The sequence below is a fragment of the Micromonospora sp. H61 genome (genome assembly GCF_018070325.1).
GTDB classification, from domain to species: Bacteria; Actinomycetota; Actinomycetes; order Mycobacteriales; family Micromonosporaceae; genus Micromonospora; species Micromonospora salmantinae.
Genome location: NZ_JAGPXY010000038.1, coordinates 1 through 15164, shown reverse-complemented (window position 1 = coordinate 15164; position 15164 = coordinate 1). Strand labels below are relative to the sequence as shown.

At 71.9% G+C, this 15164-nt stretch carries 15 protein-coding genes; 11 read left to right on the top strand and 4 right to left on the bottom strand.

Annotated elements, in window-relative coordinates:
- Positions 1–55 precede the first annotated feature (55 nt).
- Both KBX08_RS19480 and KBX08_RS19475 read left to right on the top strand, forming a co-directional pair.
- Positions 56–1201, top strand: a complete 1146-nt coding sequence (locus tag KBX08_RS19480; RefSeq protein ID WP_112582435.1) for a glycosyltransferase family 1 protein — start codon at positions 56–58, stop codon at positions 1199–1201.
- Positions 1202–1264: 63 nt separating this feature from the next.
- Complete coding sequence (locus tag KBX08_RS19475; protein WP_210784895.1) at positions 1265–2356, top strand: mannose-1-phosphate guanylyltransferase; 1092 nt, start codon at positions 1265–1267, stop codon at positions 2354–2356.
- On the opposite strand, the gene KBX08_RS19470 is transcribed toward KBX08_RS19475, so the two are convergent.
- Positions 2325–2942 carry an NUDIX hydrolase gene (locus KBX08_RS19470; protein ID WP_210784894.1) on the bottom strand — a complete coding sequence of 206 codons (618 nt, stop codon included), beginning with the start codon at positions 2940–2942 and terminating at the stop codon, positions 2325–2327. The two genes, KBX08_RS19475 and KBX08_RS19470, sit on opposite strands and share 32 nt — an antisense overlap.
- A 39-nt stretch (positions 2943–2981) precedes the next feature.
- On the opposite strand from KBX08_RS19470, the gene KBX08_RS19465 reads away from it, so the two are divergent.
- Entirely contained in the window at positions 2982–4028 is a 1047-nt protein-coding gene (locus tag KBX08_RS19465) for a hypothetical protein (protein ID WP_210784893.1), read from the top strand.
- 278 nt (positions 4029–4306) lie between these two features.
- Positions 4307–5299, top strand: a complete 993-nt coding sequence (locus KBX08_RS19460; protein ID WP_210784892.1) for a helix-turn-helix transcriptional regulator — start codon at positions 4307–4309, stop codon at positions 5297–5299.
- 30 nt (positions 5300–5329) lie between these two features.
- On the opposite strand, the gene KBX08_RS19455 is transcribed toward KBX08_RS19460, so the two are convergent.
- Both KBX08_RS19455 and cofD read right to left on the bottom strand, forming a co-directional pair.
- On the bottom strand, positions 5330–6415 hold the full coding sequence (locus tag KBX08_RS19455) for a coenzyme F420-0:L-glutamate ligase (RefSeq protein ID WP_210784891.1): 1086 nt from the start codon (positions 6413–6415) through the stop codon (positions 5330–5332).
- Entirely contained in the window at positions 6412–7359 is a 948-nt protein-coding gene (cofD, locus tag KBX08_RS19450; RefSeq protein ID WP_210784890.1) for a 2-phospho-L-lactate transferase, read from the bottom strand. Before cofD ends, KBX08_RS19455 begins: the two co-directional genes overlap by 4 nt.
- Positions 7360–7457: 98 nt before the next feature.
- Here cofD and KBX08_RS19445 point away from each other — a divergent pair, with 98 nt between their 5' ends.
- The 6 genes from KBX08_RS19445 to KBX08_RS19420 all read left to right on the top strand — a co-directional run bounded on the left by KBX08_RS19445 (position 7458) and on the right by KBX08_RS19420 (position 14152).
- Positions 7458–8456 (top strand): hypothetical protein, encoded by a 999-nt coding sequence (locus tag KBX08_RS19445; protein WP_210784889.1) that lies wholly within the window; start codon positions 7458–7460, stop codon positions 8454–8456.
- 200 nt (positions 8457–8656) lie between these two features.
- A complete protein-coding gene (locus KBX08_RS19440; protein WP_210784888.1) occupies positions 8657–11200 on the top strand; it encodes a bifunctional FO biosynthesis protein CofGH in 2544 nt (847 codons plus the stop codon).
- Between the two features lie 162 nt (positions 11201–11362).
- Positions 11363–11641, top strand: coding sequence for a hypothetical protein (locus KBX08_RS19435; RefSeq protein ID WP_210784887.1), 279 nt, complete (start codon positions 11363–11365; stop codon positions 11639–11641).
- Between the two features lie 51 nt (positions 11642–11692).
- Complete coding sequence (locus tag KBX08_RS19430) at positions 11693–13087, top strand: DUF4331 domain-containing protein (protein ID WP_210784886.1); 1395 nt, start codon at positions 11693–11695, stop codon at positions 13085–13087.
- A gap of 19 nt (positions 13088–13106) precedes the next feature.
- A complete protein-coding gene (locus KBX08_RS19425) occupies positions 13107–13436 on the top strand; it encodes a phospholipase (protein ID WP_210784885.1) in 330 nt (109 codons plus the stop codon).
- 458 nt (positions 13437–13894) lie between these two features.
- On the top strand, positions 13895–14152 hold the full coding sequence (locus KBX08_RS19420; protein ID WP_007455784.1) for a WhiB family transcriptional regulator: 258 nt from the start codon (positions 13895–13897) through the stop codon (positions 14150–14152).
- 55 nt (positions 14153–14207) lie between these two features.
- Here KBX08_RS19420 and KBX08_RS19415 read toward each other — a convergent pair whose 3' ends face one another.
- A complete protein-coding gene (locus KBX08_RS19415) occupies positions 14208–14657 on the bottom strand; it encodes a metallopeptidase family protein (RefSeq protein WP_074316962.1) in 450 nt (149 codons plus the stop codon).
- 153 nt (positions 14658–14810) lie between these two features.
- Between KBX08_RS19415 and KBX08_RS19410 the strand changes: the two genes are divergently transcribed.
- On the top strand, positions 14811–15164 hold a 354-nt coding region (locus KBX08_RS19410; protein ID WP_210784884.1), incomplete at its 3' end, for a DUF3499 domain-containing protein.

Sequence of the window (15164 nt, the reverse complement as noted above, 5' to 3'; positions counted from 1 at the left end):
GCTTTACCCCCGGAGTGTTGTTCCCCACAGGCCCGCCAGTTCAAGGAGTCGCCCCGTGACCGCCGGTCGCCCGCCCCGCGTGCTCATCGACGCCACGAGTGTCCCCACCGACCGTGGTGGTGTCGGTCGATACGTCGACGGTCTGCTCGGTGCCCTCGGCAAGGTGTGCGGGTCGGGGGTGGAGCTGGCGGTGGTCAGTCTCCGCACCGACCTCGAGCGGTACACCCGCATGCTGCCGGGCGCGGAGATCATCCCGGCCCCGGCCGCCGTGGCGCACCGCCCGGCCCGGCTGGCCTGGGAGCAGACCGGCCTGCCGCTGCTCGCCCAGCAGGTGGGCGCAGAGGTGCTGCACTCGCCCTTCTACACCTGCCCGCTGCGGGCCGGGTGTCCGGTCACGGTCACCGTGCACGATGCGACGTTCTTCACTGAGCCGGAGCATTACGACAAGTCCCGCCGCACGTTCTTCCGCAGCGCCATCAAGACCTCGCTGCGCCGCGCCGACCGGGTGATCGTGCCCAGCAAGGCCACCCGGGACGAGCTGATCCGGCTGCTCGACGCCGACCCGACGCGGATCGACGTGGCGTACCACGGCGTCGACCAGGCTGCCTTCCACGCTCCCACCGAGGAGGAGAAGGCCCGGGTACGCGCGCGTCTGGGGCTGGGCAACAGCAGCTACGTCGCCTTCCTCGGTGCCAAGGAGCCTCGGAAGAACGTGCCCAACCTGATCCGTGGGTGGGCGCGGGCGGTGGCTGACCGGGTCGACCCGCCGGCCCTGGTGATCGCCGGTGGGCAGGGGCACGACGAAGACATCGACCGGGCGGTGGCCGAGGTGCCGTCGCACCTGCGTCTGCTGCGCCCCGGTTACCTGCGCTACGCCGACCTGCCGGGTTTCCTCGGCGGTGCCCTGGTCGCCGCGTACCCGTCCTACGGCGAGGGGTTCGGGCTGCCGATCCTGGAGGCGATGGCGTGCGCCGCCCCGGTGCTGACCACGCCCCGGCTCTCGCTGCCCGAGGTGGGCGGCGACGCGGTCGCGTACACCTCGGAGGACCCGGAGCAGATCGGCACCGACCTGGCTGCCCTGCTCGACGACGAGCAGCGGCGGTTGTCGCTGGCGAAGGCGGGGTTCGACCGGGCCAAGGAGTTCACCTGGGAGTCCAGCGCCGAGGTGCACATCGCGGCGTGGAGTCGCGCCCGTTCCTGATCCTCCGCGCCGCTGCGGGTGACCCGTGCCACTTTGGGCAGGTACGTCGGGCATGATGTGCGGATGCTCTATGCGGTCATTCCGGCAGGTGGCAGTGGCACGAGGTTGTGGCCGTTGTCCCGCGCCGGTCATCCCAAGTTCCTCCACCCGCTGACCGGCACCAGCGCCTCACTGCTCCAGGCGACAGTCGAACGGCTCGCGCCGCTGACCACACCGGACCGGACCCTTGTGGTCACCGGTGCCGCGCACGTCGCGGCGGTGGCACGGCAGCTGACAGTGCTGCCGGAGGAGAACATCCTGGTCGAGCCCTCTCCCCGGGATTCCTGCGCGGCGATCGCGTTGGCCGCCGCGGTGATCGCGACGCGTGACCCGAACGCGGTGATGGGCAGCTTCGCGGCCGACCACCTGATCCGCGACCCGGACAGCTGGGTCTGCACGGTCCAGGAGGCGGTCCGCGGGGCAGAGCAGGGCATGCTGATGACCGTCGGGATCACTCCGACCCGTGCGGAGACCGGCTACGGCTACCTGGAGACCGGCGATCCGACCGAGGGTGTGCCGTGGCGGCCGGTGGCCGAGTTCAAGGAGAAGCCGGCAGCCGAGGTCGCCGAGGCGTACGTCAGTTCGGGCCGGCACCTGTGGAACGCGAGCATGTTCGTGTGGCGGGTGGACGTCTTCCTCGCCGAGCTGGCCCGCCAGCAGCCGGCACTGCACGCCGGCGTCGCCGCGATCGCCGCCGCCTGGGGCACCCCGGAGCAGGACGACGTCCTGGGCGCGATCTGGCCGACCCTGCCGAAGATCTCCGTCGACTACGCGGTGATGGAGGGCGCGGCCACGGCGGGTCGGGTCGCGACGGTGCCGGGCGACTTCGGCTGGAACGACGTCGGTGACTTCCACACCCTGGGCGACGTGCTGCCGGCCGACGACGCGGGCAACGTGGTGCTCGGCACGGAGGCCAAGCCGGGCGTGCTGCTGCGGGACAGCAGCAACCTCGTGGTCGTCCCGCAGTCGGGTCGGCTGGTGGCCGTGCTCGGTCTGCGCGACCTGATCGTGGTGGACACCCCGGACGCGGTGCTGGTCTGCCCGCGCGACCGGGCGCAGGACGTCAAGGCCCTGGTCGACGAGCTCAAGGAGCGAGGCGAAGAGGGCTACGTCTGAGGGCTGCCAGTGCCGGCGCGACCTGTTGCGCGGTCCCGCCGGCCAGTGGTTCGGGCAGCTGGTCCGGTGGGAACCAGCCCAGCGCCTCGGCCTCGTCGCTGACATGCTCCACCGCCGCCGGCGGGGCGAGCACGGCGAACCGTACGTCGTGGTGCGCGGACCCGCCCTGACACTGCACCGGGTGCACGTCCACGTCGATCGGCACCGGGTCGATGCGCAGGCCGGCGATTCCGGACTCCTCGGTGGCCTCGCGGAGGGCGGCGGCGACCAGGGTCTGGTCGACCGGCTCACAGTGCCCGCCGAGCTGCACCCACCACCCGAACTTGACGTGCAGGCAGAGCAGCACCCGCGAGCCGGTGGCGTCCAGCACCAACGCGCTGGCGGTGACGTGCCCCGGTCGGTGCTGCCGGCTCATCGCGATCGGACCGGCGGCGAGCAAGGTGAGGGTCCGGTCCCGCGCGTTGGCAGCGCCCGGGCTGGTGGGCTGCCAGCCCTCCAGCAACGCGGTGGCGTCGGCATGCAACGCGGCGTACGCCTCGGGGCCGGTCGTCTGGGCGGTCGGGCCGGTGATCACGGTGTCGGGCACCCCGCCACTGTACGAGCGTGTGCTCCGTACGCTGGCACGGTGACAGTGCGACTCGTCGAATTCGTGGTGGCCGGCAACGAGGCCAGCGATCTGCTGCCGGTGCGGTCGGCGGCGCTGCTGCGCGCGTACGCTGCCCGGCGGGGTTTCTGGACCGTGCTGGACGAGGGGCCGGTGGAGCGCTGCCTCGCGTTGCTGCTGGAGCGCGACGACGGGGAGTGGACGGCACTGCACGTGCGCGCGGATGCCGGTGTGGAGAACGGGCGGACCGAGGACGGTGAGGCGCTCGCCCACCACGACGGCTGGGTGTACGTGTTCGGCTCCCACTTCGGCTCGAAGGCTGGCCCGCTGCGACCTCGGCGCGCCTTCGTGGCCCGGTTCCGTGAGGACGACGCGGCGGCCGGGCCGCTACCGGTGCACGTGGTACGCAACTCGTTTCGACTGCACCGAGCGGTGAACGATGCTCTAGCCGCGGCGCCGCTGACCCTCCTGCCGGCGGGGGAGCGGGTGCGGGAGCGGTTCATCGTGGAGACGCTGGCCCGGGGGACCGTCCGGGAGAAGAGCTGGGTGAGCCGGTTGGCCCCGGACGACCTGCCGTTGAACGTGGAGGCGGCGGCGTTCACCCCGGCCGGGACGGTGCTGCTCGGGCTGCGTTTTCCGGTCACCGACGCCGGTGAGCCGATCCTGGTCGAGGTGGCCGGTGTGCCGGGCATGTTCACTGCCGAGCGGGCGTGGCCGCGGGCCTTGGGCGCGTACGTGTTGACAGGTGTCACTCCGCCGGGGCAGCTGACCGGCTTCCGCGCGATCACCCCGACGGTGGACGGCGGGTACGCGGCCGTGATCGGCTCGATCGACGCGTTGGGCAAGGGGTCGGTCCTGCTCGACGACCACCCGGGTGGGGGTGAGGTCACCTCCCGACACGTTCGCTTCCGGCTCACCGGTGGCGAGGCGGGCGACGGGCGGCGGCTCGTCGGGGAGCAGGTGGCGGACCTGGCCCCGTTCCACCACGTCGAGGGGGTGGCGGAGCTGGACGGACGGTCGTTCTACGTCACGGACGAGGACCATCGGGTCGCGCTCTGGGTCGGCTGAGTCGGCGCGGGACCGGGATGACCGGACGGCACCTCTGCGGAGCAAGGGCCGCAGACCCTCGTGGTGCCGTCCGATCACCGGGGCCTCCCCGGTCCCGGTGCCCCGGCAGCACGGGCGTCATGGACGCGCGGCGCCGTGTTCGGGCATGGGAAGCATGCCGAACCGGCCCCGGAGGCGTCGAGGTTTTTCAGTCCAGGCTTAAAGATGGAGATTACTGCCGGCCAGGTAGAGTCGAACGGTCATCCGGCATCCCCCTGCCGGCGACACAGGAGCGCTCCATGCTGAAGATCCACTTTTCTGGGGAGGACATCCTCCGGACCCGGGTGGCGCCGGCGGCGGACCCGGTCTGGGAGCTGGTCCTCAGCCTGCACGTGCTGCGCGGCCGCACCCGCGATCCGCTGACTGCCAACTGGCGGCGCAGCGTGGCCCGGGACCTGCGCCAGGACTCGGCCTCCGAGCAGCTCCGCCTGCTCTTCGCGTTGAACCCACCGCGTGGCTACTTCCCCGACTTCCTCACCCCGTACGCCAGCGTCGAGGGCTTCGAGGCCGGGCTGGACGCGCTCCGCCGTACCCCCGCCGAGTTGCTGCACCGGGACCTGAGCGTGCTGGCCGCGGAGAATCAGCTGCCCTCCTCGGCGGCAGCGCTCGCTCGCGGTGAGGTGTCGGCGCTGCACCACCTGGCCGAGTCGATGGAGCAGTACCGGTCGGTGGCGATCAGCCCGTACTGGAGCCGGATCCAGGCCGCGGTCGCGGCGGACCGCACGCGGCGGGCGCGGGCGCTGCTCGACGGCGGCGTCGAGGGCCTGCTCACCAGCCTCCGGCCGGCGATGCGCTGGGAGAGCGGGGTGCTGGAGATCCACAGCTACCCGCACAGCCGGGAGCTGCACCTGGACGGCCGTGGGCTGCTTCTGGTGCCGTCGTTCTTCTGCGCGACCACCCCTGTCGCACTGCTCGACCCGGCGCTGCCACCGGTGCTGGTCTACCCGGTGGACCGGCTGGGCGCGCTGGTCTCCGCCGACGCCAGCGCCGCGTCCGGTGCCGCCCGCGAATCACTCGCCGCGCTGCTGGGCCGCACCAGGGCGGCGGTGTTGCAGGCCAGCGACGAGGGCTGCACCACCGGCGAGGTCGCCCGCCAGCTCAACATCTCACCGGCGGCGGCGAGCCAGCACGCCACGGTGCTGCGCAACGCTGGTCTGCTGGTCAGCCACCGCGAACGCAACAGCGTGCTGCACACGTTGACCCCGCTGGGCCGGGCCATGCTGGACGCGTGACCCGGCCGTTCGCGCCGGCCGGAAGCGGTCCTACAGGGCGAGCGCGGCGTTCGCCGGGCTGCCGGGCGGTGGCGGCAACAGTGTCGACCCGACGCCCTGGGCGGCCAGGGCGACGCGCAGCCGGTGCAGGTCGGCACCGAAGCGGACCAGACCCATCGGCTCGATGGGCGTCGGGGCCGAGCCGAGCAGCAGGTCGGCGCCGTCCGGCCACCCGGGCATCTCGGCGACCAGACCGGCGCGTACCTCGGCCTCGTCGACCACTGTGAAGACAGTGCCGGGGGCGACCACCCCGGCGACCGCGTCGATCGCCCGTCGCACCGCGGTCAGGTCGGCCGGTGTCGGGCCGGGACCGTCGGTCAGGGTGGCGGCGTCGGAGAGCCCGGCGGCGCGTGCCTCGGCGGTACCGAGCGAGAACAGGTCCTGTGCCGCGTCGCGGATCAGCGCCCGTGCGCCACCGGCGTCGTCCGGACTGGTGGCCGGCAGGTAGCCCCGCACCACAGCGACGGGCACCTGATCGCACTTGCCCTTGATCAGTTCGCCGGCACCCGCCAACTCGTCCACAACTGCCATCTGGGTCAACTGCAACTCGTTGCCGTACGGGTCGACCTCGCCCCGGTGGTCGCGGATGGCCGGCATCCCGGCCACCCCGAGCGCCACGTCGGTGAGCCCGTTGCGCCAGGGCCGGCCCATCGTGTCGCTGATGATCACGGCCAGGTCCAGGTCGTAGCGCTCCCGCAGCGCGTCCCGCAGCGCTCGCGCCGAGGCGTCCGGGTCGACCGGCAGCAGCACCAGTTGGGTCTTGTCCACGTTCGACGCGTCGATCCCCGCCGAGGCCATCACGAAGCCGTGGTGGGTCTGCACGATCCGGGTCGCCCCCCGGCTGGCCACCACCCGGGCGGTCTCACCGGCCAGGACCTCGTCCCGGGCGGCCAGCCGTTCCGGCCCGTCCGCCGGCACGTCGACGAGCCGCCCCTCCGCCTTGGAAACGATCTTGCTGGTCACCACCAGCACGTCGCCGTTGCGCAGCCACGGCGCGGCGGTAGCGATCACCGCAGCCAGGTCGTCACCCTCGGTCACGTGACCGATGCCGAGCACCGGCAGAATCTCCAGCCTCACGTCAACTCCACCGCGGCGCGGACCATGGCCGCCGTCGCCGCCTCGTCGGTCATCCGCAGCGGCACCGCGCGGACCGTCACCTCAGGCACCACAGTGCCCGCGTCCTCCTCGGCCACCAGCCAACCGTCGAGCAGGCCGCCGCTCGCCCGGCCGCCGTAGAGCCGACCCACCCCCGCCGCGCTGCACTCCACACCGAGCACGGCCAGACAACGGTCGGCCATCCCCCGCACCGGCGCGCCGCCGATGATCGGGGAGACACCCACCACCGGCGCCGGGCCGTCCGCCACCGCCGCACGCAGCCCCGGTACGGCCAGCACCGGCGCGACGCTCACCACCGGGTTGCTCGGCGCGATCAGCACCAGGTCGGCCGAGGCGATCGCGTCCAGCACCCCGGGGGCCGGCTTCGCCGTCTCCGCGCCGACGAACACGAAACGGTGCGTGGAAATGTCCGCTCGGTACCGTACCCACCACTCCTGGAAGTGGATCGCCCGCTGGCCCTGGTCGTCCTCCACCACGGCATGGGTCTCCAGGCGGTCGTCAGTCGCCGGCAACAGGCGTACGCCCGGCTCCCAGCGGCTGGCCAGCGCCTCGGTGACCGCGCTCAACGGGTAACCGCCGTTGAGCATGGTGCTGCGGACCAGGTGGGTGGCGATGTCCTTGTCGCCGAGGCCGAACCAGGTCGGCTCCGCCCCGTACGCGGCCAACTCCTGTTTGACGGTCCAGCTCTCGCCGACCCGACCCCAGCCTCGTTCCGGGTCGGCGCCCCCGCCGAGGGTGTACATGACGCTGTCCAGGTCGGGGCAGATCTTCAACCCGTGTAACCACAGGTCGTCGCCGACGTTGACAACGGCGGTCACCTCCGCGCCGACGTCACGGGCGTACGCCCGGACCCCGAGCAGGAACCGGGCGCCGCCGATGCCGCCGGCCAGAACCACGATGCGCATGTCGACCATCCTCGCGCACGTGACGCCTCCGATCCGTGGGTGGCCCGCGAGACTAGGCTCACGTGCACCCTGTCCGTTGATGCCCCGAGGGGGAACTCGTGACCAGCCCCGCCGAGCCCGCGTCCGCCGACGCGACGCAGGCCCGCCAGCTGACCAAGCCGCTACGGGAGCTCGCCGCGCTCGCGCTGCTTGGCGCCAACGCCGTGTTCCTCTTCGTGGGCCTGCTCCGGCTCATCGCCCCGAACGACTACAGCTCCTTCACCGACCGCGCGGGTAGCGCCTTCTACGCGTTCGTCGGGGTGGAGGCGGTGGGCCTCCCGCTGCTGGCGGTGCTGCTGGCCACGCACATCTCGCCGGTGTTGGCGAAGGCGAAACTGATCACGCAGGCAGCTGTCGTCGAGTACGCGGTCAGCGCCCTGTTCGGCACGCTGACCATGCTGATCTGGACGGTGGGCCGGCTGGCCGAGGCCGAGGTGCTCGACGCGCTGCTCGGTGTGCTCACCCGGTTCGCCTGGATGGTGATCTTCGCGATCGCCGCCTGGGTGGTCTACACCATCTGGCGCGCCCACTACTACGTGCCGCGACCCAAGCCGCAGCCGGGCGTCTACGGGCAGCCCCAGCCGGGCTGGCCGCAGCAGCAGGGCGGTTGGCCGGCCCCGGGTCAGCCCGGCGGCCAGCCGCAGGGCGGATGGCCCGCCCCCGGCCAGCCTGGCGGCTACCCGCAGGCGGGTCAGCCGGGCGGTTACCCGCAGGCCGGCCAGTACGGCCAGCAGTCGCCGCCGTTCCAGTCCCCGCAGTCGGCCCCGCCGTTCCCGCAGTCGGCCCCGCCGCACCCGCAGTCGGCCCCGCCGCACCCGCAGTCCGCGCCGCCGTTCCAGGCACCGCAGTCCGCGCCGCCGGCGAACCCCGCCCCCCAGTCGGCGCCGCCGTCCCCGGCCGCGCCGCCGCCGTTCGGGCAGCCGCCGTCGGCCGACCCGACTCAGGCGATCCCGCGCCAGTCCGCGGACCCGACCGAGGTCATTTCCCACCCGGCCGATCCGGACACCGACCGGACCCAACACATCAAGCCCAACGACCACCCCGACCAGCCCCGCTGAGTCCCCAACCCCGTCGGGCCCCGACGGACCCTCGTCGATCATGAAGTTATTGCCCGATCACGCGGCGTGTCGCGGCAATAACTTCATGATCAACCGGGAGGGCGGCCGGGAGGCAACCGGGAGGGCGGCCGGGGGTGCCGTTTCCCACGGTGCGGGCTGGGCGCGGTGGGACAGGCTCGGGCTGCGCATAAGGTGAGTGGATGGTTGATCGCACCCACTCCGGCCCGAGCGATGCGAGCGTGCGGCGGGCCCTGGGCCGGGCCGGGAACGGGCGGGCGCTGGATGTCGACGAGGCGACGGCGCTGCTGTCCGCTCATGGCGACGCGCTCGACGAGTTGCTGCGGCTCGCCGGAGGAATCCGCGACGCCGGGCTGCGGGACGCCGGGCGGCCGGGTGTGGTCACGTACTCCAAGAAGGTCTTCATTCCGCTGACCCGGCTCTGCCGGGACCGCTGCCACTACTGCACCTTCGCGACAGTGCCGCACCGGTTGCCGGCGCCGTTCCTGGACCGTGACGAGGTCCTCGCGATCGCCCGGGCCGGTGCCGCGCAGGGCTGCAAGGAGGCGCTGTTCACCCTGGGTGACCGGCCGGAGGAACGTTGGCCGGCGGCCCGGACCTGGTTGGACGAACGCGGTTACGACTCGACCCTGGACTATCTGCGCGCCTGTGCGGTGGCGGTGCTGGAGGAGACCGGCCTGCTGCCGCACCTCAATCCTGGGGTGCTGTCCTGGTCGGAGCTGCAACGGCTCAAGCCGGTCGCGCCGAGCATGGGCATGATGCTGGAGACGACAGCGACGCGGCTCTGGTCCGAGCCGGGTGGCCCGCACTTCGGCTCACCGGACAAGGAGCCGGCGGTCCGGTTGCGGGTGCTCGAGGACGCGGGCCGGGTCGGGGTGCCGTTCACCACCGGCATTTTGATCGGCATCGGGGAGACCCCGGCGGAGCGGGTGGACGCGCTCTTCGCGATCCGCCGCGCCCACCGGGAGTACGGCCACCTCCAGGAGGTGATCGTGCAGAACTTCCGCGCCAAGCCGGACACGGCGATGCGCGGCATGCCCGACGCGGAGCTGCACGACCTGGCCGCCACTGTGGCGGTGGCCCGGCTGCTGCTCGGCCCGAAGGCCCGGATCCAGGCCCCGCCGAACCTCATCGCCGGCGAGTACGACCTGCTGCTGCGCGCCGGCATCGACGACTGGGGTGGCGTCTCCCCGCTCACCCCCGACCACGTCAACCCGGAACGCCCCTGGCCGCAGATCGACGAGTTGGCCCGGCACACCGAGCTGGCCGGGTTCACGCTGCGGGAGCGGTTGACGATCTACCCGGAGTACGTGCGCGCGGGTGACCCGTGGCTCGACCCGCGGTTGCTGCCGCACGTCGGCGCCCTGGCCGATCCGTCGACGGGCATGGCGGTCGAGTCGGCGATGCCGCAGGGACGACCGTGGCAGGAGCCGGAGGAGGTGTTCGGCGGTCGGGTCGACCTGCACGCCACCATCGACACCACCGGTCGCACCGACGACCGGCGCGGCGACTTCGACAGCGTCTACGGCGACTGGGCCGAGGTCGCTGGCAAGGTCACCCCGGAGGCGACGGCCCGCCGGACGGGCGTACCCCTGGCACCGGCCGGGAGTGGTGCGGACCGTGACCTGGCAGCCGGGCTGCGGCTCGCCGCCGACGACCCGGCGGCGCTGCTCGACCCCGCGCACACCGATGCCGCGCTGGCGCTGTTCGGCGCGGACGGGCCGGCGCTCGACGAGTTGTGCCGCCTCGCCGACGATGTGCGCCGCGCGGCGGTCGGCGACGACGTCACCTACGTGGTCAACCGCAACATCAACTTCAGCAACGTCTGCTACGTGGGCTGCCGGTTCTGTGCGTTCGCGCAGCGTGAGCGGGACGCCGACGCGTACCGGCTCTCTGTCGAGCAGGTCGCGGACCGGGCCGAGCAGGCATGGGCCCTCGGTGCCAGCGAGGTGTGCCTGCAGGGCGGCATCGATCCGAAGATGCCGGTCACCGGGTACGCCGACATCGTGCGCGCGATCAAGGCCCGGGTGCCCGAGATGCACGTGCACGCGTTCTCGCCCATGGAGATCGTCACCGCCGCCGCGAAGGCCGGGGTGCCGGTCCGTGAGTGGCTGCTCCAGCTGCGCGAAGCCGGGCTGGACACCATCCCGGGCACCGCCGCCGAGATCCTCGACGACGACGTGCGCTGGGTGCTGACGAAGGGCAAACTCCCGGCCGCCGCCTGGGTCGAGGTGGTCAGCACCGCCCATGAGCTGGGCATCCGGTCCAGCTCCACAATGATGTACGGCCACGTCGACCACCCCGGGCAGTGGCTGGCGCACTTCCGGGTGTTGGCCGGGGTGCAGGACCGCACCGGCGGGTTCACCGAGTTCGTGGCGCTGCCGTTCGTGCACACGAATGCTCCGATCTATCTGGCGGGTATCGCCCGACCCGGGCCGACCTGGCGGGAGAACCGGGTGGTGCACGCCATGTCCCGGCTGCTGCTGCACGGCCGGATCGACAACATCCAGTGCTCCTGGGTGAAGCTCGGTGACGAGGGCACTGTCGCGATGCTCCAGGGCGGCTGCAACGACCTCGGCGGCACCCTGATGGAGGAGACCATCTCCCGGATGGCCGGCTCCGACAATGGTTCTGCGCGTACCGAGGAGCAGTTGCGGGCCATCGCGACGGCCGCCGGTCGTCCGGCGCGCAAGCGGTCGACTGCGTACGGTCACGCCCGGCCCTGACGTCGAACCTTTCCCCGCCACCGGCCGTACCACGCGATGCCGGTGGCGGTCGCGGCGAGGACCGCCACCGGTGTCCCCTCAGGGGCCCGGCGGCGTCGCGAGACGGCACCGGACCCGTCCGTCTCCGCGGGCGCGCTCGCGCCACCGCCGGAAAGGTTGCCCATGACCAGTGATCAGCGGAAGCGGCAGTGGCCGCGACTGACCCGCCGGCAGACGTTGACCGCCGCGGCCAGCGCCACCCTTGGTGCCGCCGCCCTCACCGTGCCGGGCCTGTCGGCCGCGCAGAACGCCCCCGGCGCGGCCGGACGAGCCGACGAACCGATCGTCGTGCACCTGCGTGACGCCAACTCGGGAACGATGGACGTCTTCGTCGGTGAGACGCGCATCGAGGTACGCGACCGCGGCCTGGCGGACCGGCTGCGGCGCGCCGCCCGGCGCTGACCCGACCCTCCGCCCCGCCATCCTGTCCCCGCCCAGTGAGGTTGGTCCGTCATGTCTTCCCACCGCGAGGCCCCGGAGATAGCCAAGGATCCGGTCGCCGACAGCTCCGACCTGTACGCGTTCGTCAGCCCCGACAAACGCGACACTGTCACGTTGATCGCCAACTACGTGCCGTTGCAGCTCCCCTCCGGGGGCCCGAACTTCTTCGAGTTCGGCGACGACGTGCGCTACGAGATCCATATCGACAACGACGGTGACGGTCGTCCGGATGTCACCTACCGGTTCGAATTCACCACCGAGATCACCAACCCGAACAGCTTTCTCTACAACACCGGTCCGATCGATTCGCTGGACAGCAAGAACTGGAACCGGCGGCAGTTCTACAGCCTGACCCGGGTGGCCGACGGCCGCGAGCACCGGCTGGCGCACAGGCTGCCCTGCCCGCCGTGCAACGTCGGCCCGCTGTCCACCCCGAAGTACGCCGACCTGGTGCGGCAGGCCACCTACTCGCTCTCCACGGGGGAGCGGGTCTTCGCGGGGCAGCGCGCCGACGGGTTCTTCGTGGACCTCGGGGCGATCTTCGACCTCGGCACGCTGCGGCCGTTCCAGCAACTGCACGTCGCCGGGAAGAAGATCTTCAAGGCGGAGGGGGAGCCGGTAAACGCCACCGACCGGATGAACGTGCACAGCATCGCGGTGCAGGTGCCGCTGGAGCGGGTGCGTCGACGCGCCAACCGGTACGGTGCCGCCGATCGGGCGTCGGTGATCGGGGTGTGGACGTCGGCGTCGCGTCGGCAGGTGCGGGTGCTCGGCGACCGGGGCGGGGCGGACACCAGCACCGGCCCGTTCACCCAGGTCTCGCGGTTGGGCAATCCACTGTTCAACGAGGTCATCGTGCCGATGTCCAAGAAGGACCTGTGGAACTCGCTGCCGCCGTCGGAGGACAAGCGCTTCGCCCAGTTCGTCGAGCAACCGGAGCTGGCCGCGTTGCTGCCGGCGCTCTACCCGGACGTCTTCCCTAACCTGGACAAGCTCACCAAGGCGAAGAAGGCCCGAGCTGATCTGGTGGCGATCCTGCTCACCGGCGTGCCGGCCGGGCTGATCGACGGCTTCACCAACGCCACCGGCGACGTGCAGGCCGACATGCTGCGACTGAACACGGCGATCCCGCCCACCAGGCGGCCGGACCGGTTCGGGGTGCTCGGTGGCGACCTGGCCGGGTTCCCGAACGGGCGGCGGGTCGGCGACGACGTGTTCAGCATCGCGTTGCGGGCCATCGCCGGGGTCACCGTCCCGCTGGTCGACAAGACGTTCCAACCGGACGCGGCGGCCGCCGCGGTCACCCCGGGGCTGAGCGCCGCCGACGTGACCGCGCCGTTCCTCGGAAACTTCCCCTACCTGGGTACGCCGTACGACGGGTTCAACAACCCGCCGGCGGCGTCCTGATCGGGCCGGGGGCGAGCGGATGCACGAGCATGCGTACGGGCCGTCGGAGACCGGGACAGTCGTCCTCGATCTGGGCGGTGACACCGGCGCCCTGATCGTCTACACGGGTCCGGATCTGCACGGCAGGGAGATCGAGATCAGTCGCGACGACGACCGGCGGGTCCACTCGGCGGTGCGTGAGCGTCGGGTGCGGGACGGCTCGTTCCACAGTGCGGTCTATCCCGATCTGCCGAGCGGAATTTATACCGTCTGGTGGGACGACTGTACGCCCGCCGGCACGATTCCCGTCCATGGTGGAGAGATAGCCGAGTTCGCCTGGCCCAGCAGCGGTTTCGGGGCCGCGGGCTGACCTCGACGCATCGGTTTCACCACCGCGCCCCGTCCACAATGTGGACGGGGCGCGAGTGCTGTCCGCAGCTCGACGGGCAGTCTGCGCCGCACCGCGTTAACCTGTCCCCCACCAAGATCAGCTTAGGGGTGGAGGTCTCTGGTGCCGTCCGGTCGGCGACTCGTCGGAGAAGCGCCACGGCAGAAAAGTCGGGCAACTCGCCGGAGAGGGCGTTACTCGGCCGGGGTCTGAATCGATAGGGCAGGTTGCGAGGCTGGACGGCCCGAGTGGCCGGCCGGGGGTGTCGGGAGGGCGACTCCATTATCAAGTTTGGCTTGACGGCGCACGCATTACACGCGTGTAATTTGAATGGGGTTGTTCGCACGGAACGCAACAAAACGGGACCGGACGGACAAGCACGCCTTTCGCGTGGGGGGTTGCAGCGGCGATGACGCCGGTGCGCGACAAGGAGGCATTTGATGGACGGCCAGCTTGAGGTGGCCGACCTGCTCGGAAACGCGCCGGAGTGGCAGGAGCGGGCGTTGTGCTCGCAGACCGACCCCGAGGCGTTCTTTCCCGAGAAGGGCGGCTCGACCCGCGAGGCGAAGCGGATCTGCTCGCGTTGCGAGGTCAAGACCGAGTGCCTCGAATACGCACTGGGTCACGACGAGCGGTTCGGCATCTGGGGTGGGCTCTCCGAGCGGGAGCGGCGCAAGTTGAAGCGGCGGGCAGCCTGAGCGGTGCGAGGTCGAGGCGGTGGGGGCCGCCCGACTCTCCGCTCGGGGGTTGGGCTCAGGCGAGCTCGTCCGGGTCTACTCCGAGAAGGTTCGCCACCTGTTCGATGATCACGTCGTGGACGAGATCGGCGAGGTCCTCACGGTCCATCGCCCGGAACTCCAGGGGCCGCCGGTACAGCACGATCCGCGGCGGCACCTCCTGCCGGCCCGGGCGGCCGGGCAGCAGCCGGGCCAACGGGACCTCGCCGTCCTCCAGCACGTCCGAGTCGTAGACGTTCAGGTCCGGCGGGACGTCCTCGACCGCGAACTCGACCCCGGCCAGCTCCTTGGCGAACCGACGCTCCAGCGTCTCGACGGTGTCCAGGACCAGGTCGTCGAAGACCTCGGCCTTGGTCCGCGCCAGCGGGACGGTGGCCGGAACCAGCCGCCCGCGCAGGCCGCGCCCGTGCCGGTCACGATGCGCACGCCGGCCGGAGCCGGGGCGGCGGTGTTCCGGGCTCGTCATGAGGCAAAGGGTAGCGCCCGCGTCGGGCTGGCCAGCGGCAGCGCCGATCCCGTGGCGCGGCGCGCCCAGGACGGTCGAGTGTGATCACCATGACGGGCGTGTCGCAACGCGAAGCGATGCGCCGGACCCGGTAATGGAGATACCCTGCCGCACGTGAGGTCACCACGGCGCTGCTCCCGTAACGGCTGCCCCCGGCAAGCGGTCGCCACATTGACCTATGTCTACAACGAGTCGACAGCGGTGGTGGGGCCGCTGGCGGCGTTCGCCGAGCCGCACACGTACGACCTGTGCGAGCCGCACGCCCGTAGCCTGACCGCGCCGCGGGGCTGGGACGTCGTCCGACACGAGGGCGAGTTCGAGCCGCCGCCGCCCACGACTGACGACCTGGTCGCGCTGGCCGAAGCGGTCCGCGAAGCCGCCCGTCCGGCCCCCCGCCCCCCGGAGCCGGACCAGAACCGTCCCGAGCACCCCCACCAAACCGGCCGCCGAGGCCACCTCCGAGTAATC